Source organism: Oscillibacter acetigenes, assembly GCF_025567605.1.
Lineage (GTDB): Bacteria > Bacillota > Clostridia > Oscillospirales > Oscillospiraceae > Oscillibacter > Oscillibacter welbionis.
Genome location: NZ_JAOQKG010000004.1, coordinates 77,529 through 96,918, shown reverse-complemented (window position 1 = coordinate 96,918; position 19,390 = coordinate 77,529). Strand labels below are relative to the sequence as shown.

The 19,390-nt window shown below is 62.4% G+C and carries 19 protein-coding genes; 13 read left to right on the top strand and 6 right to left on the bottom strand.

Going from position 1 to position 19,390, the window contains the following annotated elements; genetic code table 11:
• The first annotated feature begins 217 nt into the window (after positions 1-217).
• From hydA to OCV80_RS16580, 3 genes are read left to right on the top strand one after another with little or no spacing between them, the layout of a single operon-like run.
• Positions 218-1,591, top strand: coding sequence for a dihydropyrimidinase (hydA, locus tag OCV80_RS09260; protein ID WP_021748215.1), 1,374 nt, complete (start codon positions 218-220; stop codon positions 1,589-1,591).
• 10 nt (positions 1,592-1,601) lie between these two features.
• Positions 1,602-1,883, top strand: coding sequence for a hypothetical protein (locus OCV80_RS09255; protein WP_119311333.1), 282 nt, complete (start codon positions 1,602-1,604; stop codon positions 1,881-1,883).
• The gene (locus tag OCV80_RS16580; protein ID WP_083490966.1) at positions 1,832-2,104 is read left to right on the top strand and encodes an NAD(P)-dependent oxidoreductase; all 273 of its coding nucleotides are present in this window, start codon (positions 1,832-1,834) and stop codon (positions 2,102-2,104) included. The genes OCV80_RS09255 and OCV80_RS16580 overlap by 52 nt, the downstream gene beginning before the upstream one ends.
• A gap of 147 nt (positions 2,105-2,251) precedes the next feature.
• On the opposite strand, the gene OCV80_RS09250 is transcribed toward OCV80_RS16580, so the two are convergent.
• On the bottom strand, positions 2,252-2,755 hold the full coding sequence (locus OCV80_RS09250; protein WP_036629708.1) for a DUF4330 domain-containing protein: 504 nt from the start codon (positions 2,753-2,755) through the stop codon (positions 2,252-2,254).
• Between the two features lie 133 nt (positions 2,756-2,888).
• Between OCV80_RS09250 and csaB the strand changes: the two genes are divergently transcribed.
• Entirely contained in the window at positions 2,889-5,114 is a 2,226-nt protein-coding gene (gene csaB, locus OCV80_RS09245) for a polysaccharide pyruvyl transferase CsaB (RefSeq protein WP_119311334.1), read from the top strand.
• Positions 5,115-5,138: 24 nt separating this feature from the next.
• Complete coding sequence (locus OCV80_RS09240) at positions 5,139-6,134, top strand: D-isomer specific 2-hydroxyacid dehydrogenase family protein (RefSeq protein WP_021748220.1); 996 nt, start codon at positions 5,139-5,141, stop codon at positions 6,132-6,134.
• 4 nt (positions 6,135-6,138) lie between these two features.
• On the opposite strand, the gene OCV80_RS09235 is transcribed toward OCV80_RS09240, so the two are convergent.
• The 5 genes from OCV80_RS09235 to vanT form a co-directional block, all read right to left on the bottom strand.
• Complete coding sequence (locus tag OCV80_RS09235) at positions 6,139-6,318, bottom strand: DUF6774 domain-containing protein (protein WP_021748221.1); 180 nt, start codon at positions 6,316-6,318, stop codon at positions 6,139-6,141.
• Between the two features lie 123 nt (positions 6,319-6,441).
• Positions 6,442-7,710, bottom strand: coding sequence for a chloride channel protein (locus OCV80_RS09230; protein ID WP_051319955.1), 1,269 nt, complete (start codon positions 7,708-7,710; stop codon positions 6,442-6,444).
• A gap of 203 nt (positions 7,711-7,913) precedes the next feature.
• Positions 7,914-9,347, bottom strand: a complete 1,434-nt coding sequence (gene nhaC / locus OCV80_RS09225; protein WP_021748223.1) for a Na+/H+ antiporter NhaC — start codon at positions 9,345-9,347, stop codon at positions 7,914-7,916.
• Between the two features lie 69 nt (positions 9,348-9,416).
• The gene (locus OCV80_RS09220) at positions 9,417-10,193 is read right to left on the bottom strand and encodes an alpha/beta hydrolase (RefSeq protein ID WP_021748224.1); all 777 of its coding nucleotides are present in this window, start codon (positions 10,191-10,193) and stop codon (positions 9,417-9,419) included.
• A gap of 95 nt (positions 10,194-10,288) precedes the next feature.
• Positions 10,289-11,425: a serine racemase VanT catalytic subunit gene (vanT, locus tag OCV80_RS09215; RefSeq protein WP_136890775.1), complete on the bottom strand. Its 1,137-nt coding sequence runs from the start codon at positions 11,423-11,425 to the stop codon at positions 10,289-10,291.
• 304 nt (positions 11,426-11,729) lie between these two features.
• Here vanT and serC point away from each other — a divergent pair, with 304 nt between their 5' ends.
• The 8 genes from serC to OCV80_RS09175 all read left to right on the top strand — a co-directional run.
• Positions 11,730-12,818, top strand: coding sequence for a 3-phosphoserine/phosphohydroxythreonine transaminase (gene serC / locus OCV80_RS09210; protein ID WP_036629710.1), 1,089 nt, complete (start codon positions 11,730-11,732; stop codon positions 12,816-12,818).
• Positions 12,819-13,378: 560 nt separating this feature from the next.
• Positions 13,379-14,290 (top strand): NAD(P)-dependent oxidoreductase, encoded by a 912-nt coding sequence (locus tag OCV80_RS09205; protein WP_021748228.1) that lies wholly within the window; start codon positions 13,379-13,381, stop codon positions 14,288-14,290.
• Positions 14,291-14,481: 191 nt separating this feature from the next.
• The gene (locus OCV80_RS09200) at positions 14,482-15,111 is read left to right on the top strand and encodes a TrkA C-terminal domain-containing protein (protein WP_021748229.1); all 630 of its coding nucleotides are present in this window, start codon (positions 14,482-14,484) and stop codon (positions 15,109-15,111) included.
• A 10-nt stretch (positions 15,112-15,121) separates the two neighbouring features.
• A complete protein-coding gene (locus OCV80_RS09195) occupies positions 15,122-16,231 on the top strand; it encodes a betaine/proline/choline family ABC transporter ATP-binding protein (protein ID WP_021748230.1) in 1,110 nt (369 codons plus the stop codon).
• Entirely contained in the window at positions 16,228-16,872 is a 645-nt protein-coding gene (locus OCV80_RS09190) for an ABC transporter permease (protein WP_021748231.1), read from the top strand. The genes OCV80_RS09195 and OCV80_RS09190 overlap by 4 nt, the downstream gene beginning before the upstream one ends.
• Positions 16,869-18,368 carry a glycine betaine ABC transporter substrate-binding protein gene (locus OCV80_RS09185; protein WP_021748232.1) on the top strand — a complete coding sequence of 500 codons (1,500 nt, stop codon included), beginning with the start codon at positions 16,869-16,871 and terminating at the stop codon, positions 18,366-18,368. Before OCV80_RS09190 ends, OCV80_RS09185 begins: the two co-directional genes overlap by 4 nt.
• Before the next feature lie 153 nt (positions 18,369-18,521).
• On the top strand, positions 18,522-18,944 hold the full coding sequence (locus tag OCV80_RS09180) for a hypothetical protein (RefSeq protein WP_267288370.1): 423 nt from the start codon (positions 18,522-18,524) through the stop codon (positions 18,942-18,944).
• A gap of 1 nt (position 18,945) precedes the next feature.
• A partial coding sequence (locus OCV80_RS09175; protein ID WP_267288369.1) for an RNA polymerase sigma factor occupies positions 18,946-19,390 on the top strand: 445 nt, incomplete at its 3' end.

Genomic DNA, 19,390 nt, shown 5'->3' with positions numbered 1-19,390 from the left:
TGGAAAAAATGGACAGAGGGGACTTCGCGGATTTTTCGAAAAAAACCACCAGAAATATCCCACGTTTTTTGTAGAAGAAGCGCAATTTTTTTCTACCCGCACTTCTGGCATTCCCTTGCGGCGGGTGTTATACTGAAAAAAAGCGTCTGCCGGAGCTTCCCGGCAGCCTGCCGCCGGGCGGCCGCATCGTGCCGCAGACACACAAGGAGGTATATTTATGACCACATTGCTCAGGGGCGGGACCATCATCACCGGTGCCGGACAGCGGCGGGCCGACCTGCTGCTGGACGGGGAGAAGATCGCCTGGGTGGGCCGGGGACCTCAAGCCGCAGACCGGGAGGTGGATGTCTCCGGCTGTTTCCTCTTCCCCGGCTTTATCGACGCCCACACCCACTTTGACCTGGATGTGGCGAACACCACCACGGCGGATGATTTCTGCACCGGCTCCCGGGCGGCCCTGCGGGGCGGCACTACTACGGTCATCGACTTCGCCTGCCCCAACAAGGGCGAGTCCCTGCACCACGGCCTGGACCTGTGGCATCAGAAGGCGGACGGCAGGACTTTCTGCGACTACGGCTTCCACATGACCATCGACGACTGGAACGAGTCCATCCGGGCAGAGCTGCCGGACATGTTCGCCCAGGGCATCTCTTCTTTCAAGATGTATCTCACCTATCCCGCCATGATGATCGGCGACCGGGACATCTACTGGGCACTGAAGGAGCTGAAGCGGCTGGGGGGCATCGCCGGCTTCCACTGCGAGAACGCCGGTGTCATTGACGGCATGATCGCCGAGCGGAAGGCCGCCGGAGAGCTCTCCCCCGCCTCCCACCCCCGCACCCGACCGCCCTATCTGGAGGCTGAGGCAGTGAGCCGCCTGCTGCGGATCGCCCAGGCAGCGGACGCGCCGGTGGTCATCGTCCACCTCACCAACCGGGAGGCCCTGCTGGAGGTGGACCACGCCCGGAAGCGGGGCCAGACCGTGTATGTGGAGACCTGTCCCCAGTACCTGCTGCTGGACGAGAGCGTGTATTTCAACGAGGACTACTCCGCCGCTGCCCGGTATGTGTGCGCGCCGCCCCTGCGGGACAAGGCCGAGCAGGAGCACCTGTGGAAGGGCCTGCGGCGGGGCGCTATCCAGACCGTGTCCACAGACCACTGCTCCTTCACCCTGGCCCAGAAGGACATGGGCCGGGAGGACTTCACCAAAATCCCAGGCGGCCTGCCCGGCGTGGAGACCCGGGGCGAGCTGCTGTACTCCTACGGCGTGGCCAAGCGGAAGATCAGCGCCGCCCAGATGTGCCGGGTGCTCAGCGAGAATCCCGCCCGGCTGTATGGTCTCTATCCCCGGAAGGGCGTGCTGCGGCCCGGCAGCGACGCGGACATCGTGGTCTACGACCCCGGCGCCAGCCATGTGATCCGAGCGGAGGACTGCGTGGCCAATGTGGACTACAACCCCTATGAAGGCTTCGTCACCGCCGGCGGCATCCGGCAGGTGTGGCTGCGGGGGCAGCTCTCCGTGGAAAACGGAAAGGTCCTGGTGGAGGCGCCGGCGGGCAAGTATATGGCCCGGGGCAAGAACTCCCTGTGAGCATTCGTCCATGAATCTCGTCATCATCGGGCGCTTCCCTGCGGCCACAGACACGCAGATCAGGGCATTCCTTCCCGCTGACCGGGAGGTTTTTATCACCGAATCGGATCTGTCCGGCCCCTTTTTGCAGAGTGCGGATGCGCTCATCCCGGAACACATCCCGATTCCCTCTTTTGGGGACAAGGCTCTGAAGCTGCGGATGATTCAAACCGGGGCCGGGTATGGCGAAGATAGAGCCGTCTGCTTTTCTGGTCAACATGGCCAAGAGGGATCGTTCACGAAGAGGTCCTGATCGAGGCTTTAAGCGACCATCAGATCGCCGGCGCTTGCCCGGATGTCTTTGAGGCAGAGCCATTTTCCCAAGCAAGCTGGCTGAGGGCGCTCCTCAACGTAATCCTCGCGCCGTACACAGCAGGGGATCCTGGCGGCGTGAAACTGCACGAAAAACAGGATTCCTTTTTCCCAGTAGCATCCGGCAGGCACGGAGCGGAGAAATGCCCGCCAACATGCTGAACCGGGACACCTGGAAGGCGTGGAGATAAGCCCCTTCTGCAGGTGGACAGCCCATAGACGTAAAAGAGCTGTGCGTTCAACTGAAAAACAGGCGTCTGCCTCATTTGGAATGAGGCGGACGCCTGTTCTGCTTTTCATGCGTTTCTGTTACTCTTCTGCCAGTCCCTCCCACTGGACATCCACGATGGTGCCGCCGGAGAACTCAATGTACTCACTCTTCAAAATATAATCCGTCTTGCCGATCCGGACCTCCTGGTCTCCCACCTTGGTGGTCATGACCTCGCCGGCAGGCGTCTCCGTGGTGGCGGTGAAGAGCAGCGTCACATGCTCCGGATCCTCGATCCACTGCCCATCGGGGCCCAGCACGTAGTAGGGCTCCATCTCCACGCTCTCAATCTGGCCGCCCACCAGAGCGCCGGAGGCCATCAGCGGAGAGGGCAGATGGGCCTGGCAGGTCTCGTACAGCTCCGTGGGCACACCCTCGCACTTAACCACATAGGTCACCTTCACCATGCCGCCGTCCTCGGCGGCGGTGCCGCCGCTGCTGCCCAGCAGCTTCCAGGCTCCAAAAGCCACCACCGCCACGATCAAAATCACGGCGATGATGTCGATGATGTTGAACTTTCCAACGCGTTTTGCTTTCTGTTCCATGGTCTCCTCCGTAAAAGGCGCGGACGCGCCTGTATTTGGCGTTTGTCGTCTGGACAATATCTGGTTCGTATTGTATAATATTTCTCGCGATTTCACAACCCCTATTTGCGGAAAGCGGAAAGAAAGGCATTCCATGAAGGTCATTCATCTCATCAGCGGCGGAGACTCCGGCGGCGCAAAAACCCATGTGCTGAGCCTGCTGCAACATCTGAATCAAACCATCACCGCCCAGCTGGTGTGCTTCCGGGACGGCCCCTTTGCCGAGGAGGCCCGCCAGATGGGCATTCCCACCATGATCTGCGGGGGCAACAACGTCTTCCGCACCCGGCGGAAGCTGGCGGCCTATATCCGGGAGGGCGGCTACGAGATCATCCACTGCCATGGCTCCCGGGCCAACATGATCGGCGCCATGCTCCGCAAGGTCACGGGACTGCCGGTGGTGACCACCGTCCACAGCGACTACCGCCTGGACTACATGGGCCGCCCCCTCAGCCATCTGACCTTCGGCACCATCAACGCCCTGGCCCTGCGGCGGCTGGATTACCGGATCGGCGTGTCCGACGCCATGGTGGACCTGCTGATCTCCCGGGGCTTCCCGGCGGACCGGTTCTACACCATCTATAACGGCATCGACTTCACGCCCCCGCCCACCCAGGGGGACCGGCTGGAGTACCTGAGGAGCCTGGGCGCAGATGTGGACGAGAACTCTGTGGTGGTAGGCATCGCCGCCCGGATGAATCCGGTGAAGGACATGGCCACTCTGGTGCGGGGCTTCGCCGCGGGCCACGCCAAGTGCCCCCGACTGCGGCTGCTGATCGCCGGCGACGGGCCGGAGAAGGACAAGCTCACCGCCTTGGCGGCAGAGCTGGGCGTAGAGCGGCAGGTGTGCTTCGCCGGATGGATCTCCGGCGGCATGGACCGGTTTTACAGCGCCCTGGACATCAACGCCCTCACCAGCCTGTCCGAGACCTTCCCCTATGCCCTGACGGAGGGGGCCCGGTTCCATCTGGCTACCGTCTCCACCGCCGTGGGAGGCATCCCCTATCTCATCGACCAGGACGTGAACGGCTATCTCTTCCAGCCCGGCGACTGGCAAGCCCTGGGCAACGATCTGGCCGCCCTGGGCAATGACGATGAATTGCGCCGCCGCTTGGGGGAAAAGCTCTATGAAAAGGCGTCCACCCAGTTCTCTATTCAGAAGACCGTGTCCACCCAGCTGCAGATATACGCCTCCATCCTCCGCCGCCACCGGCGGCGCTCCTCCGCCCGGGACGGCGTGGTGATCTGCGGCGCCTACGGCCGGGGCAACGCAGGTGATGACGCCATTCTGGAGGCCATCCTCCAGGAGATGCGCTCCATCGACCCGGACATGCCCATCACCGTGCTCAGCAAGGATCCCAGGAGCACCCGGCTCACCTACCGGGTGCGGGCGGTGCACCGTTCCAACTTCCTGGCCTGGCACGCCGCCATGTGGAACAGCCGCCTGTACATCAACGGCGGCGGCAGCCTGATCCAGGACGTGACCTCCCGCCGCTCCCTGTGGTTCTATCTGGCCAATATCCGGGCGGCAAAGCGGGCAGGCAACCGGGTACAGATGTACGGCTGCGGCATCGGCCCCGTCACCCGGGAGAGCCACCGGAGTCTGGCCGCGAAGATCATCAACAAATATGTGGATGTCATCACCCTGCGGGAGCCGGACTCTTTGGAAGAACTGCGGGCCATGGGGGTGACGGAGCCGGAGGTCCTGTTGACTGCGGACCCGGCGCTGATCCTGCAGAAGGCCCCGGACGACGAGACCGACAGCGTGCTGCTGCGCGCCGGTATCCCGCCCCACGGCAATTACCTCTGCTTTGCCCTGCGGCGGTGGAAGGGGTTTGAAGAGAAGGCCCCCCTCTTCGGCGCGGCGGCGGAATACGCCTACCGCACCTATGGTCTGACGCCGGTGTTCGTGGCGGTGGAAAAGCATCTGGACCCCGGTGCGGGCCAGCTGGCCGCCCGCGGGCTGACGATCCCCCACTATTTCCTGGACGATGCCGGCGGCGCCGGGACCATCATCGGCGCCCTCAGCCGGATGCAGGCGGTGGTGTCCATGCGGCTCCACGCGCTGATCTTCGCCGCCGGGCAGGGGATCCCCCTGGCGGGCGTTGTCTACGACCCCAAGGTCTCCGCCTTCCTGCGGTATATCGGACAGGAGCAGTTCGTGGATCTGGCAGAGCTGACCGGGCAGAATCTCTGCGCCATGATGGACCAGTGCGTAGCCCAGGCGGCCCACCCGGAGGCCCAGGCCGCCGCCGTGCGGAACCTGCAGGCCATGGAGCAGAAGAATGTGGAGGTGGCCCGCCGCCTGCTGAAGGGTTGACGGGGCCACCTGTTGGAGGAATCTATGAAAATTATGGTCTATGAGGCCCGCCCGGACGAACGGGCGGACCTGGAGAAGCAGGCGGCGCTCCACGGAGTGGAGCTGTCTGTCACAGACGCGGTGCCCACACTGGAGAACGCCTCTCTGGCCGCCGGCTGCATCGGCGTGTCCATCCTGGGCCAGGGGTGCATCGACGCGGCCCTGCTGGATGCCTATCACGCCCTCGGCATCCGGTATCTCTCCACCCGCACCATCGGATATGACCACATTGACCTGGACCACGCCCGATCCATCGGCCTGCGGGTGTGCAGCGCCAGCTATGCCCCCAACGGCGTGGCCGACTTCACCGTCATGATGATCCTCATGTGCCTGCGGCATTACAAGCAGGCTCTGTGGCGGGGGCAGGTCAACGACTTCTCTCTCACCGGCCTCCAGGGCCGCGAGATGAAGGATCTGACCATCGGCATCATCGGCACCGGCCGGATCGGCGCCCAGGTTGCCCGAAATCTCTCCGGCTTCGGCTGCCGGATTCTGGCCTATGACCTGCGGCGCAATCCGGCAGTGGAACCCCAGGTCACCTATGTGGACTTCGACACCCTTCTGGCCCAGTCGGATGTCATCACCCTCCACATGCCTCTGCTGGACTCCAACCGCCACATCATCAACCGGGAATCCATCGCCAAAATGCGGGACGGCGTGGTAATCGTCAACTGTTCCCGCGGCGAGCTGGCGGATATCGAGGCCCTGATTGAGGGGATCGAGACGGGAAAAATCGGCGCCCTGGGTATGGACACCGTGGAGGGGGACGAGGGCATCATCCACGCCGACCACCGGGTCGACATTCTGCCCAATCGGAACTGGTTCTATCTCCACCAGTTCCGCAATGTCATCATGACCCAGCACATGGCCTTTTACACCGATGCCGCCGTGTCCAGCATGGTGGACTGCGGCATCGGCGGCATCTGTCAGATGGCCGCAGGCGAGTCCTGTCCCACTGAGCTGACAGGCCCGGTACAGTAAGCCGCTACCTCCCGCCGCGGGTCCGGCGGCGCTGGACGGAGATCGTCTCCAGCGTCTCTCCCAGCTGAACCAGCAGCGCCGCTGTCAGCTCCAGGTCCTCGTCGTTCAGCCGGGCAGCCAGAGAGACCGCCAGGGTGTTGACAGCGGTGGTCAGGGCCAGCGGATCACAGGAAAGTTCCATCATCGCATCACCGCTCTCATTCTATGCCTGAGCGGAGCCATTCATCCTGCTCCGCCGGTGTGAACACATTTTAGAAAGGGACGGCCGCCCTGTGAGCGGCCGTCCCTTTTTCCAAAATGCACGTGCTCAATCCCTCTCCGTCTCTTCCCCGCCTCCCTGCTGGAAGGGGGGCACCGGCTCACCGGCGTGATAGGCGTTGGTGCGGACATTGATATACTGGGCCTTCAGCTTGGAGTAGACGATGGTCTGGCTGGAGTACAGCCCATTGTAGCCGGAGAGCATGTAGCTGATGCCGCAGATCAGGGCAAAATACAGCAGCCCACCATCCCCGAACAGCTCCACGGACAGGAAGATGGAGGCCAGCGGGCAGTTGGTGGCCCCGCAGAACACAGCGGCCAGCCCCAGCGCCGCGGCGAAGCCAGCCGGAATCCCCAGCAGCGGCCCCGCCACACAGCCGAAGGTGGCCCCCACGAAGAAGGAGGGCACCACCTCACCGCCCTTGAACCCTGCGGAGAGCGTCACCGCGGTGAACAGAATCTTCAGCAGAAACGCCTCCGGCCGGGCAGTGCCCTGCTCCACGGCGGCGGTAATGAGATCCATGCCCGCGCCGTTGTAATCCCGGGTCCCGCAGAGGTATGTCAGGGCAATGACCGCACCGCCACCGACAAGGACGCGGAGCCAGGCATTGGGCAGGCGCTTCTTCATCTGATGCTCCGCGAAGTGCAGGGTCCGGCACAGCAGAACGGACACCAGGGCGCAGCCTACGCCCAGCACCGCCACCCGCAGCAGCATCAGCTTCTCCAGCTCCGGCGCCGCCACAGAAAAGCGGGTGGGCGCCACCCCCAACTCCACAGAAATCCAGTAGGCCACCAGGGAGGCGGTCAGACATGGAATGAACGCCACGTGGTACACCACGCCGATGCTGATGACCACGATGGCGAACACCGTGGCGGTAAGGGGTGTGCCGAACAAGGCGGAGAAAAACGCCGCCATGCCTGCCATGGTGGCGGTGCGCAGGTCCCGGTCATCCAGATTGAAAAGGTTCCCCGCATGGCGGCCGATGGTGCCGCCCATCTGGAGAGCCGCGCCCTCCCGTCCGGCGCTGCCGCCGCACAGGTGGGTGAGAATTGTCCCCAGGAAGATGGCGGGCAGCAGCCAGATGGACAGGGGCTTTCCGTGGTGTACCGCGTCGATGATGTCGTTGGTACCCTGGCCCTCCGTCTTTGTCAGCTTGTAGAAGGCCACGATCACCAGTCCCGCCGCCGGCAGACACCACAACAGCCAGGGATGTTGCTCCCGCAGCTCTGTGGCCCGCTCCACACCGATGTGGAACAGGGAGCCCACCACGCCGCAGCAGACGCCGGTGACCAGCGCCACCGCCAGCCACTTGGCCATGGCCTGGACGTAAAGGCCCACGCGGGTGTGGCCATGCTCCTTTTCCAATCCGTTCACTTCCCTTCCCCGCCGCCGAAGGGCGGGCCGTGCTTGCAATGGAAATATTATACGGCAGGCCGCCGTTCTTTGCAACAGGCATGGTGCGCCACGCGAAAAGGGCCGGTCCGAAAATCGGGCCGGCCCGTATTGTCAGGCAGACTCAATCACTTTGCAGCAGCCTTTTTCCTGCCCCACATCTTGTTGCCGTCCTTGTCCCATATACCAAAGCCGGAGAAGGCGCAGAGGATGGAGAAGATGGGTACAATGAAGATGAACCAGCAATACGGGATATACTCCGTGCCGCAGCCCAGTACCTCCATCACATACAGCGTGGCAACGCCCCAGGGGACGATGGGTGCACTCAGGGTCCCCGCATCCTCCAGCGTCCGGGAGAGGACCCTGCGGTGGATGCCCATGCGGTCGAAGGCGTCCTCGAAGGTCTGCTCGGTGACGATGATGGCCACGGTCTGGCCGCCGGCCGTGAGGAAGTTGACGATGTAGCAGTAGATCAGAGTGACGGTCACCAGGACGCCGCGGCTCTTGATGAACTTCAGCAGCACGTCCTTGGCCAGCACGTCCAGGATGCCGGTGGCGGTGATGATGCCGCCCATGACGCTGGCTACCATGAAGGTGATCAGCAGACCGGTCATGCTGGTAATGCCGCCGCGGTTGAGCATCGGGTCCACAATGTCCACGCCGGTAGACAGTGTGAAGCCGTTGGCCGCATAGTTCATCAGCTCCACAAAGTTCACTCCCTGAAATACCATGGCGAACACGATGCTGACCACCACAGTGAGGCCCATACCCAGCAGGGCCGGCAGCTTGAACACCGACACCAGCAGCACCAGGATGGCGGGCAGGATCAGGATGGGATTGAGGTTGAAGTGCTCCGCCAGGGTGTCGCAGATCAGGTTGGCGCGAGTCGTATCCATCTCGCCGCCGCTATGCATCAGGCCGGCGGCGGTAAACAGCACCAGCGCCACCAGTGCAGCGGGAATAGTGGTGTACATCATGGACCCGATGTGGTCATACAGGGGAACCCTGCTGACACCGGAGGCCAGGTTCGTGGTGTCGGACAGAGGGGACATCTTGTCGCCGAACCAGGCACCGCAGACCACCGCAGCAATGACCAGCGGTACCGGGATGGAAGTAGTGGAGGCCACGCCCACCAGGGCAATGCCCATGGTCGCCACGCTGCCGAAGGAGGTTCCGGTGAACTCCGCCGTCAGCCCGCTGAGGACGAAGGCCAGGGGCACCAGGATTTTCGGGGAGATCAGCTTCATGCCGTAGTACATCAGGGCCGGGACCGTGCCGCCGGCCATCCAGATGCCCACCAGCATGCCCACCATGATGACGATCAAAAATGTCGGGATGCAGTCGGACACCACTCGCAACAGCGTCCTTTCCACATCCGCCCAAGGGATATCCAGCAGGAGCGCGATTACCACGGCGATCAGGGCCGCGATGAACACGGACATAGTGGTGTCCACGCCCAGGTTGATGAGCGCCACCAGCACGGCCACGATCACCAGGAAGGAGATCACGGCGAAAGCCGGAGTTGGGGTCTTCCGCGTCTTGACTGTCTTTGTCTTATCCATTCTCGTTTCTCCCTTCTAGATTGTACGGCGGCGCGGGACCGCGCCCGCGGCGCCGCAGGAGTCCTCCGTTCAGCCCAGCAGCTCCCGGGTCAGGAATGCCAGAGCCGAGTCCATCCGGGCGGCCCGAAACGCACAGGATTTGAATCGGTGCTCCGCGCCATGGACCACCAGGAATTCCGCCCGGTCTCCATAGATCTCCTTGTACCGCTCCGAACAGTGGATGGAGGCCGTCACGTCCTCATCCCCGTGTACCAGATTCACGCGCTTGGTGAATTTGGCCGCCACGGCGTAAGGATCCAGCTCCAAGGCATCCTGATAGAAGCCCAGGCCCACCCGCAGGCCCTCGTAGTCTGCGTAGCCCTTCTCCTCGATGTCAGACACATCCACGCCGCAGAGCATCTTGTGCTTCATGTTGTAGACCACGTCCGGCGCCGGGCACCACAGGCTCAGGGCGCACACGTCCGCATCCCGCAGGCCCGCCACCATGGAGGCCACACATCCCCCCATGCTCAGGCCGTGGATCGCGATCCGGCTCTGGTCCACAAAGTCCAGACTCTTGACATAGTCCAAGATGGCAAGGCCGTCTTCCACCTCACTGGAGACAGTCATGTCCTCGAACCGCCCGTCGCTGTCGCCGCTGCCGGCAAAGTCGAACCGGACACTGGCGATCCCCCGCTCACACAGCCTGCGGGAGAGCTCCGTGTGGACGAAGTTGATCTCGTTCCGGTCGTCGCAGAAGCCGTGGAACAGGATCACAAAGGGTACTTTCCCCGGCCGCTGGTCTGGCACATGCAGCATCCCCCGTAGGGTCAGGCCGCGGCTCTCGCACTCCACATACCGTTCCATCTCTCTTCCTCCTTTCTCCGCAGGCACCGTTCCGCTGGCCGGCCCCCGCTTGGTTTCTGATCTATGCAAAGCCGCTCCGCGGCCTCACATCTCACTCAGGCCTCCTGCCGGAAGCAGCGCCCCTCCACCCGGGCGCCCAGGCGGCTGAACAGCTCGTTGGTAATGGTGCCGGCGTTCTCCGCCAGCTCCTCTGCGTAGATGACACAGTCCCCCTGGCGGCCGATGAACACCGCCTCGTCCCCCACCCGGACATCTTCAATGCCGGTGACGTCCAGCATCAGCTGGTCCATACAGATCCGGCCGATGCCCTGGGCGTACTGTCCCCGGACGATGGCCCGCAGCTTTCCGCCGCTGAGGCAGCGGGGGATGCCGTCGGCGTAGCCGATGGAGACGGAGGCCACCTTGGTGGGCCGCTCCGCCCGGAAGATCCGGCCGTAGCTCACCGTCTCCCCGGGTCCGATCTCCCGCACAGAGGTGATCCGGGCCTTCAGGGTCATGACCGGCATGGGCTGCAGGTCCTCCCGCAGGTAGTCCGCCGCGCTGCTCTTGACGCCAAACATCAAAATGCCCAGGCGGGCGTAGTCATAGGCGTACTCCGGGTAGTTCACCGCCGCATAGCTGCTCAGAAGGTGAACCGTCCCCAGCTCCACGCCCCGGGCCTGGAGGGACTCCACCACGCTTTTGAAGGTCTCCGCCTGCCGGCGGGAAAAGTCCACATGTTCCTCCTCGTCCGTGTCCGCCACGCAGAGGTGGGAGTAGATGCCGGTGACCTGCAGGACGCCGTTCTCATACACCCGCCGGATGGCGTCCAGGTCCTCCGGCAGGAATCCGATGCGGTGCATACCCGTGTCCACTGCGATATGTACCTTGAGGCGCACGCCGTTCTCCCGGCAGTAGGTCTCCAGCTGGGCGGCGTGGTCCGGGCAGGTGGCGGTCTGGGTCAGCCCGTGCTCTGCCAGCAGGTGGAAATACGCAGGGGCGCTGTATCCCAGGATCAGGATCTCCCCCTGGATGCCGGCCTCCCGCAGCTGGACCGCCTCGTCCAGCGTGGCAGTGGCAAAGTGGCGGATGCCCAGCTCCCACAGCTGGGCGGCCACCGCCCGCGCCCCGTGTCCGTAAGCGTCCGCCTTCACCACGCCCATGATCCGGCAGCCCGCTGGCAGAAGGCTCTGGTAGCGCCGGATGTTGTGGGCCAGGGCCTCCCTGTCCAATTCAATCCAAGTCCGATTCATCTATCTCCCTGCCGCCGCAGTGCGGCGGCGCTCCCTTCCCAAAATTCTTGATCCCGTCAAGAGGTCATACCAATGGCAATTTTTTTCAGAATACCCGAAGTCTGCCAAAAAAGCAAGTTTTCTGCAAGTTTTTTTGTGCCCCTAAAACTTTTTACGGGCTGTCCGCCGTCCTCTCTCACAGGCGGACTCATCCCGCTTTTCCGGTTGATTCTTTCCAATTCTGTGCTATACTGGAAGAGGAAACAGACAGATGTCTGCGCGCCGATGCGAAACCCCAGAACAAAAAAGTTTGGAGGAAATGAGTATGAAATACGGACGTACCTATAATTTCTCCGCCGGACCCGCCATGATGCCGGAGGAGGTCTTGGAGGAGATCGCCGCCGAGATGATGAATTACCGGGGCAGCGGCATGTGCGTCATGGAGATGAGCCACCGCTCCAAGGTCTTTCAGCAGATCCGGGACGAGGCCGAGGCGGACCTGCGTCAGCTGATGGGCATTCCCGACAACTACAAGGTTCTGTTCGTTCAGGGCGGCGGCACCGTGCAGTTCGCCATGGTGCCCATGAATCTGATGAAGAACGGCGTGGCCTGCTATGTGGAGACCGGCAACTGGTCAAAGAAGGCCATCAAGGAGGCCCAGAAGTACGGTGAGGTGAAGATCGTCGCCTCCTCCGCGGACAAGAACTTCTCCTACATCCCCGACTGCTCCGATCTGGACATCCCCGACAACGCAGATTACGTCTATATCTGCGAGAACGAGACCATCAACGGCACCACCTATTTCCATCTGCCCAACACCAAGGGCAAGATCCTTGTGTCGGATCAGTCCTCCATGTTCCTCTCCCGTCCCTGCGATGTCACCAAGTACGGCCTGATCTGGGCGGGCGTACAGAAGAATGTGGGTCCCGCCGGCATGGCGGTGGTCATCATCCGGGAGGACCTGTTGCGGGAGGACCTGCCCCAGTTCGTGCCCACTTACATGAGTTACAAGACCCATGCGGACAATGACTCCCTGTACAACACTCCCAACTGCTGGGCCATCTACTGCTGCGGCAAGGTCTTCAAGTACCTGTTGGCAAACGGCGGACTGGAGGCCATGAACAAGCGCAACGAGGAAAAGGCCGCGGTGCTGTACGATTTCCTGGACCAGAGCAAGTTCTTCACCGGTGCTGTCCGCAAGGAGGACCGTTCCCTGATGAACGTGCCCTTCGTCACCCCCAGCAAGGAGCAGGATGCCGATGTGGTGGCCGCCTCCAAGGCCGCCGGCTTCGACAACCTGAAGGGCCACAAGAGCGTGGGCGGCCTGCGGGCGTCCATCTATAATGCCATGCCCAAGGAGGGCGTGGAGGCCCTGGTGGAGTTCCTGAAGAAGTACGAGGCAGAGCACGCGTAACGGCTTTCCATGGGGGACCTGCTCCCCCATGGAGGCCCCCCGTCAGTCTGCAGACTGGTGAACGCCGCCCAAGGCGTCTGAGTCGGGGAATTTTCGGCAGGTACACGCCCTGCGGAAAAGGATTAAAAATTCTTCTTTTGCCTCCGGCAAAAGAACTGGGGAAACCGGCGAAGCGCCGCCAGCGGTCTCGAAAGCGAGCCGATTTCGAGACCGCGGCGCGATTGGCGGCCCAAAAGGGCCGGGAATCGCAATGCCGCAACGGTGTAGCCCCCACGATTTCTACCAGCCCCCTTCCTTTTGTGCGGGTGGGAGAGCGAGTGGAACACGCCAGGCGTATCTCCACTCTTCACGCTCCACATCTTCACTCCGGTGAAGCCAGAGAGGCTTCGCCTTCCCCCTTCCTGCGATGGAGTCCGGAGCGTCAGGCAGACTGCCGTACGCGCAGCTCCTATCTCTGAACTCCACTCTCACGGAGGCGCCTGTCCCCCAATGGGCGTTTGGGGTTTCCGACATTGGCACCCCTGGGGTGTGCCGGAAATGTATGAAAAGGGGTATTATATATGGCATTAAGAGTTTTGGTTACCGATGGGATGGATGCTGGCGCAATGGAACAGCTGCGCAAGGATGGATATGAAGTCATCGAGCAGTTCTATGAGCCCGATCAGCTGGGCGCAGCCCTGCGGGACTTCGACGTGGTTATCATCCGCAGCGCCACCAAGATCAAGGAGCCGCAGATCGACGCCGCCGCAGGCAGCCGCCTGAAGCTCATCATCCGGGCCGGCGTCGGTGTAGACAACATCGCAGTCAAATACGCAGAGGAACACGGCATCCAGGTGAAGAACACGCCCCGCGCCTCCTCCAACGCGGTGGCGGAGCTGGCTCTGGCCCTGTTGTTCTCCTGTGCCCGGAACATCTCCATCGCGGGCCACACCATGCGGGAGAACAAGTGGGAGAAGAAAGCCTACTCCAAGGGCTTTGAGCTCTCCGGCAAGACTATGGGCGTCATCGGCTATGGCCGGATCGGCCAGCTGGTGGGCGCCAAGGGTCAAGCCCTGGGCATGAATGTGCTGTCCGTGGTCCACCGCAACAAGCCGGAGGGCTGCGAGTGCGAGACCATGCACTTTGTCACTATGGACGAGCTGCTCTCCCAGTCCGACATCGTCGTCCTCTGTGCCCCCAGTGGCGACAAGCCCCTGGTGGATGCGGAGTCCCTTGCGAAGATGAAGGATGGCGTGGTGATCATCAACGTCTCCCGGGGTGCCAACGTGAACGAGGCCGCCCTGCTGGACGCTCTGAACTCCGGCAAGGTCAAGGCCGCCGGTCTGGACGTGTGGCTGAGCGAGAAGGATCCCAACTGGGCCCTGGCCTCCCACCCGGCTGTCTCCTGCACGCCCCACATCGGCGCAGGCACCAAAGAAGCTCAGAAACGCATCGGCGCGGAATTGGTGGACATTGTAGAGAACTTCGGCTGATCAGCATTCCCGGTCAAACGCCCCTCCCGTTTTCACGGGAGGGGCGTTTTTCTGTGCCGTCTTTCCGATTTTTTCTTTTTCCGTAAATTGTTCCTATATTTTTATAATTTTTTAACTGCCATCTCTATTTACTTTTCAAAGTTGGCAGTGTATAATAGGGGCCATACAATCGCAGAACAGAAGGTGATGGCTTGAGGCAGGCAGTTGTCCCGTCCCAGTATCTGCAGATCGCTTTGGATCTGGCTACCCGCATCGCCCAAGGTGAGTTGACGGAGGGCAGCCGGATTTACGGTCGGTCGGTGCTGGCGTCGGAGTACGGGGTATCCCCGGAGACGATCCGCAAGGCCCTACGGCTGCTGGCGGACATGAAGGTGGTGGATGTGAAGCCCCAGAGCGGGGCCGTAGTCCTCTCCGCCGACAGCGCCCGCCGGTACATCGAAAACTTCTCCGAGGATGCGGACATCCATTCCCTGCGCCTCCAGCTGAAGGCGCTGCTGGCGGAGTCCGCCGAGGTGAACCGGCGCATGGCGGACACCGTGTCGGCCCTGGTAAAAGGGCAGGACACATTTGCTGCGGCCGGTCAGCCCCTCCCCAACTATGAGGTCCCTGTCCCCAAGGACTCTCCTCTCATCGGCAAGAGCATCGGGGAGCTGAAATTCTGGCAGTCCACCGGCGGCACCATCGTGGCCATCCGGCGGGGCCAGACGGTGATCCTCTCCCCCGGTCCCTATGCCGAACTGTACAGCGGCGACGTCATCATCCTGGTGGGAAGCCCCAGCGCCGCAGAGGCCGCCCACCGGCTAGTAACGACAAAGGAGTGAAGGCAGCGATATGATCCAGTTTGAACACGTCTCCAAGAGCTATGGCAAGACCCCGGTCCTCAAGGACCTGAATTTCACCATTCCAGACGGACAGTTCGTGGTCCTGATCGGCCCTTCCGGCTGCGGCAAGACCACCACCATGAAGATGATCAACCGCCTGCTGGAGCCCGATTCCGGCACCATCCGCATCGACGGGCAGGATATCCACTCCCAGGACAAGGTGGAGCTGCGGCGGCATATCGGCTATGTGATCCAGCAGATCGGCCTGTTCCCCAACATGACCGTGGCCCAGAACATCTGCGTGGTCCCCAAGCTGCTGAAGTACGACAAGGCCCGGTGCGATGAGATCGTCCAGGAGATGCTGCAGCTGGTCCACATGGAGCAGTCTGCCAACAAGTATCCTTCCGAGCTCTCCGGCGGCCAGCAGCAGCGCATCGGCGTGCTGCGGGCCCTGGCAGCTTCTCCCCCCATCGTGCTGATGGATGAGCCCTTCTCCGCTCTCGATCCCTTGACTCGCGAGTCCCTGCAGGATGAGGTGAAGAACCTGCAGCAGAAGCTGAACAAGACCATCGTCTTCGTCAGCCACGACATGAGCGAGGCGCTGAAGCTGGCGGACATCATCATCTTCATGGCCGCCGGAGAAATCGTCCAGATGGCCTCCCCCGAGGAGATGCTGGAGCACCCCGCCAACGATCTGGTCCGCACCTTTATGGGCAAGCACACGCCGGACACCGCCCCCTCCAAAGTAGAGAGCTTCATGCGCACCAATGTGTTCAGCGTCCGGAAGGATCGCGGCGTGTTGGAGTGCGCCGAGCGCATGGCCCGAGGCAGCGTGGACACCCTGCTGGTCACAGACGAGCAGAACCGGTACTTAGGCACCATCTCCATCGGCGACATCCGCCACTGGGGCCGGGAACTCACCAGCATCGAGCCTCTGATCCGCCAGACTGCCCGGACCGTCCGGGTGGGGGACGAGGCCAAGGAGAGCTTCGACTACCTGCTGGACTCCGGTGCCAACTACGTGGTGGTGCTGAATGCGGACGACACCATCGCCGGTATCGTCACCAAGACCAGCGTGGCCCGCAGCGTGGCGGAGAATCTGTGGGGTGATTCCAAATGATGACGCTGATCCAGGACTACGGCGCCGACCTGCTGCGGGCCATCGGACTGCACACGATATATGTGCTGATCTCGGTGGTCATCGGCTTTGCGGCGGGACTGGTGTTCGGCATCCTCCTCTCCCGAATCCCGCGGTGGCTGTCGGGCATCATCATCCCCATTCTCTCCATCTTCCAGACCATTCCCGGCCTGGTGTTCATCGGCGTGCTGTTCATCTGGTGGGGGAATATCTATCCCACGGTGATCGTGGCCCTCAGTGTGTACGCCATGTTCCCAGTGCTGAAAAACACCTACACCGGCATTCTGGAGGTAGAGCCGAAATACATCGAGGCCGCCAAGGGCTGTGGCATGTCCTCCTTCCAGACGCTGGTGCGGGTGGAGCTGCCCCTGGCCATGCCGGTCATCATCTCGGGGCTGCGGATGGCCGCCATCTACACCGTCTCCTGGGCGGTGCTGGCCTCCATGATCGGCCTGGGCGGCCTGGGCGACTTTGTGTACCGGGGCACCAGCTCCAACAACAACACGCTGATTCTCCTGGGGGCCATCCCGGCGGCCATACTGGCCGTTCTCTTCGGACTGGTCATTGACCTGCTGCAGAAAAGGGTCACGCCCCGCGGCCTGCGAAAGGAGGCGGGCAAATGAGCTGGGACCTGATTTTTCAACATCTCTTCATCGTTCTGGCGGCCAGCCTGCTGTCCATCGCCGTGGGACTGCCCTTGGGCATCTGGGCATACGTCTCCAAGACCGCCCGGCCCGTCATCCTGCGGATTGTGGACCTGCTGCAGACCATTCCCTCCCTGGCCCTTCTGGGCATCATCATGGTGGTGCTGGACCCCGGCAAGCTGACGGTCATCACCGGCATCACGCTGTACTCCCTGCTGCCCATCGTGCGGAACACCTGCTTGGGACTCCAGGAGGTGGACCCGGGTGTGAAGGAAGCCGCCCGGGGCATGGGCATGAGCAAGCCCTACCGGGTGCTGATGGTGGAGTTCCCCCTGGCCTTCCCCACGGTGTTCACCGGCATCCGCATCGCGGTGGTAAACGCCATCGGCACTGCGGTATTCGCAGCTTTCGTGGGCGGCGGCGGTCTGGGCGGCGTCATCACCCAGGCCATCCGGATCTCCGATATGTCCCTGATTCTGGCGGCCACCGGCGTCCTTATGGTCATCGCCGTGGTGCTGGATCTCATCATGAGCTGGTTCGAGGGGCAGATGCGCAAGAGCCGGGGCGGCTCCAAGAAAATGTGGATCCCGGTGGCGGCCATCGTACTGGCGTTCATCCTGCTGCTGCCCTATGGCCGCGGCGGCACCGGCGACATTCTTCTCTATGACGGCGACTACTCCGAAACCCAGCTGATGCACCACATGGTAAAGATGCTGGTGGAGGACCAGACGGACCTGACCGTCACCATTCAGGATCAGATGTCCCAGGTGAACAACTGGAACTCCCTGAAGGATGACAGCCACACCTGCGACCTGATGATCTCCTACGACGGCACGATCCTCACCACCTTCCTGGGCCAGGACACGGTGGACGTTCCGGAGGGCATGACGATCTACGACTACGTCCAGGGCGAGCTGGACAGCTACGGCCTCACCCAGTTGGAGCAGCTGGGCTTTGAAAACACCTACGCCATCGGCGTGCCCCAGGCCCTGGCGGACGAGTACGGCCTGGAGACCATCAGCGACCTCATCCCCATTGCGGACCAGCTGACCTTCGGCGCGGAGCAGGAGTTCTTCACCCTGGAGGGCAGCATGAAGTATGACCCCTTTGTGAAGTTCTACGGTCTGAATTTCCAGGACGCGGTCTCTGTGGATATGGGCCTGAAGTACTCCGCCATTGAAAACGGCAGCTTCGATGTGGCGGTGGTCTACTCCACCGACGGCCTGAACAAAAAGGTCGGGCTGAAGGTCCTGGAGGACGACCAGAGCTTCTTCCCCGACTACAACGGCGTCTTTCTGGTGCGGGACGATCTGCTGGAGAAGTACCCGGAGGTGGCGGACATTCTGAACCAGCTGGCGGGCAAGATCCCCACCGAGCAGATGGCGGAACTGACCTACCAGGTGGACGTGGAGGGCCGCACTGTGGATGAGGTGGCCCGGGAGTTCCTGGTGAGCCTGGGGCTGCTGGAGGCCTGATCCCCGCTCTCTTTCAAAACCGCTCTGGAGCGTCCGCGCTCCAGAGCGGTTTCCTTTGGAAAATTTCCACTTCTTTGCAACCGGCATCACGTTTTCTCGTCTATGTTGGTGAGAGAACCTCCGGCCGTGGGCTGGAGACAGGAGGAGGATCCCATGAATCTGCAAAAGCGGTACTTATTGATGGGCGGAGCCGTGCTGGCCATCCTGCTGACGCTGGCGGCAGGACTGCTGTTCTGGGGCCGGAGGCCCTTCCGGGGTCTGGAGGCGGCGGACATCGCCGCAGCCACCGTCCTGGTGGGCCCCCCGGATGTGACACTGGAGCTGGATGCCGGGGAGATCGAGACCCTGGCGGATCTGCTGGCAGATGTCCGCATCACGCGGCCGGACCAGTCCTATTCGGAGTATGCCGGACAGACCGTCCTGTTCACGGTGACCATGGCTGACGGCACAGCTGCGAACGTCACGGCCTACAACCCGTTTCTGATTATCGACGGCACCGGCTGGCGCACCGCCTATGCGCCCTGCGAGGCGCTGAACCGCTTTGCCAACGAGCTGCTGCGGGAGAGAGGAGGATAACATGGAGGACGCGGAGATCATCGACCTGTACTGGCAGCGGGATCAGCGGGCTATTGACGAGACCCACGGCAAATACGGCGGCTTCCTGGCGGGGATTGCCTGGAACATCCTCCGCAGTCACAGCGACGCGGAGGAGTGCGTCAACGACACGTATCTGCGCACCTGGAACGCCATTCCTCCGGCCCGCCCCTCCGCCTTCCGGGCCTGGCTGGGGCGCATCGTCCGCAACCTCTCTCTGGACCGCTGGAAGCAGAGCCGCACCGCCAAACGGGGCGGGGACGGCATGGAGGTGCTGTTGGGGGAGCTGGATGACTGTGTGCCGGAGCCCCACGGAACCGAGAAGACGATGGAGGACCAGGAAATCGCGTCGCTCATCAGCGCGTTTCTGCGGCGGCAGAGTCCGGAGAGCCGCATCATCTTCCTGCGGCGGTACTGGTACGGGCAGA

Excerpts from the sequence above, each read along its gene's own strand:
- hydA (WP_021748215.1), top strand. The coding sequence starts at position 218 with ATGACCACATTGCTCAGGGGCGGGACCATCATCACCGGTGCCGGACAG.
- OCV80_RS09255 (WP_119311333.1), top strand. The coding sequence starts at position 1,602 with ATGAATCTCGTCATCATCGGGCGCTTCCCTGCGGCCACAGACACGCAG.
- OCV80_RS09250 (WP_036629708.1), bottom strand. The coding sequence starts at position 2,755 with ATGGAACAGAAAGCAAAACGCGTTGGAAAGTTCAACATCATCGACATC.
- csaB (WP_119311334.1), top strand. The coding sequence starts at position 2,889 with ATGAAGGTCATTCATCTCATCAGCGGCGGAGACTCCGGCGGCGCAAAA.
- OCV80_RS09240 (WP_021748220.1), top strand. The coding sequence starts at position 5,139 with ATGAAAATTATGGTCTATGAGGCCCGCCCGGACGAACGGGCGGACCTG.
- OCV80_RS09235 (WP_021748221.1), bottom strand. The coding sequence starts at position 6,318 with ATGATGGAACTTTCCTGTGATCCGCTGGCCCTGACCACCGCTGTCAAC.
- OCV80_RS09230 (WP_051319955.1), bottom strand. The coding sequence starts at position 7,710 with ATGGCCAAGTGGCTGGCGGTGGCGCTGGTCACCGGCGTCTGCTGCGGC.
- nhaC (WP_021748223.1), bottom strand. The coding sequence starts at position 9,347 with ATGGATAAGACAAAGACAGTCAAGACGCGGAAGACCCCAACTCCGGCT.
- OCV80_RS09220 (WP_021748224.1), bottom strand. The coding sequence starts at position 10,193 with ATGGAACGGTATGTGGAGTGCGAGAGCCGCGGCCTGACCCTACGGGGG.
- vanT (WP_136890775.1), bottom strand. The coding sequence starts at position 11,425 with ATGAATCGGACTTGGATTGAATTGGACAGGGAGGCCCTGGCCCACAAC.
- serC (WP_036629710.1), top strand. The coding sequence starts at position 11,730 with ATGAAATACGGACGTACCTATAATTTCTCCGCCGGACCCGCCATGATG.
- OCV80_RS09205 (WP_021748228.1), top strand. The coding sequence starts at position 13,379 with ATGGCATTAAGAGTTTTGGTTACCGATGGGATGGATGCTGGCGCAATG.
- OCV80_RS09195 (WP_021748230.1), top strand. The coding sequence starts at position 15,122 with ATGATCCAGTTTGAACACGTCTCCAAGAGCTATGGCAAGACCCCGGTC.
- OCV80_RS09190 (WP_021748231.1), top strand. The coding sequence starts at position 16,228 with ATGATGACGCTGATCCAGGACTACGGCGCCGACCTGCTGCGGGCCATC.
- OCV80_RS09185 (WP_021748232.1), top strand. The coding sequence starts at position 16,869 with ATGAGCTGGGACCTGATTTTTCAACATCTCTTCATCGTTCTGGCGGCC.
- OCV80_RS09180 (WP_267288370.1), top strand. The coding sequence starts at position 18,522 with ATGAATCTGCAAAAGCGGTACTTATTGATGGGCGGAGCCGTGCTGGCC.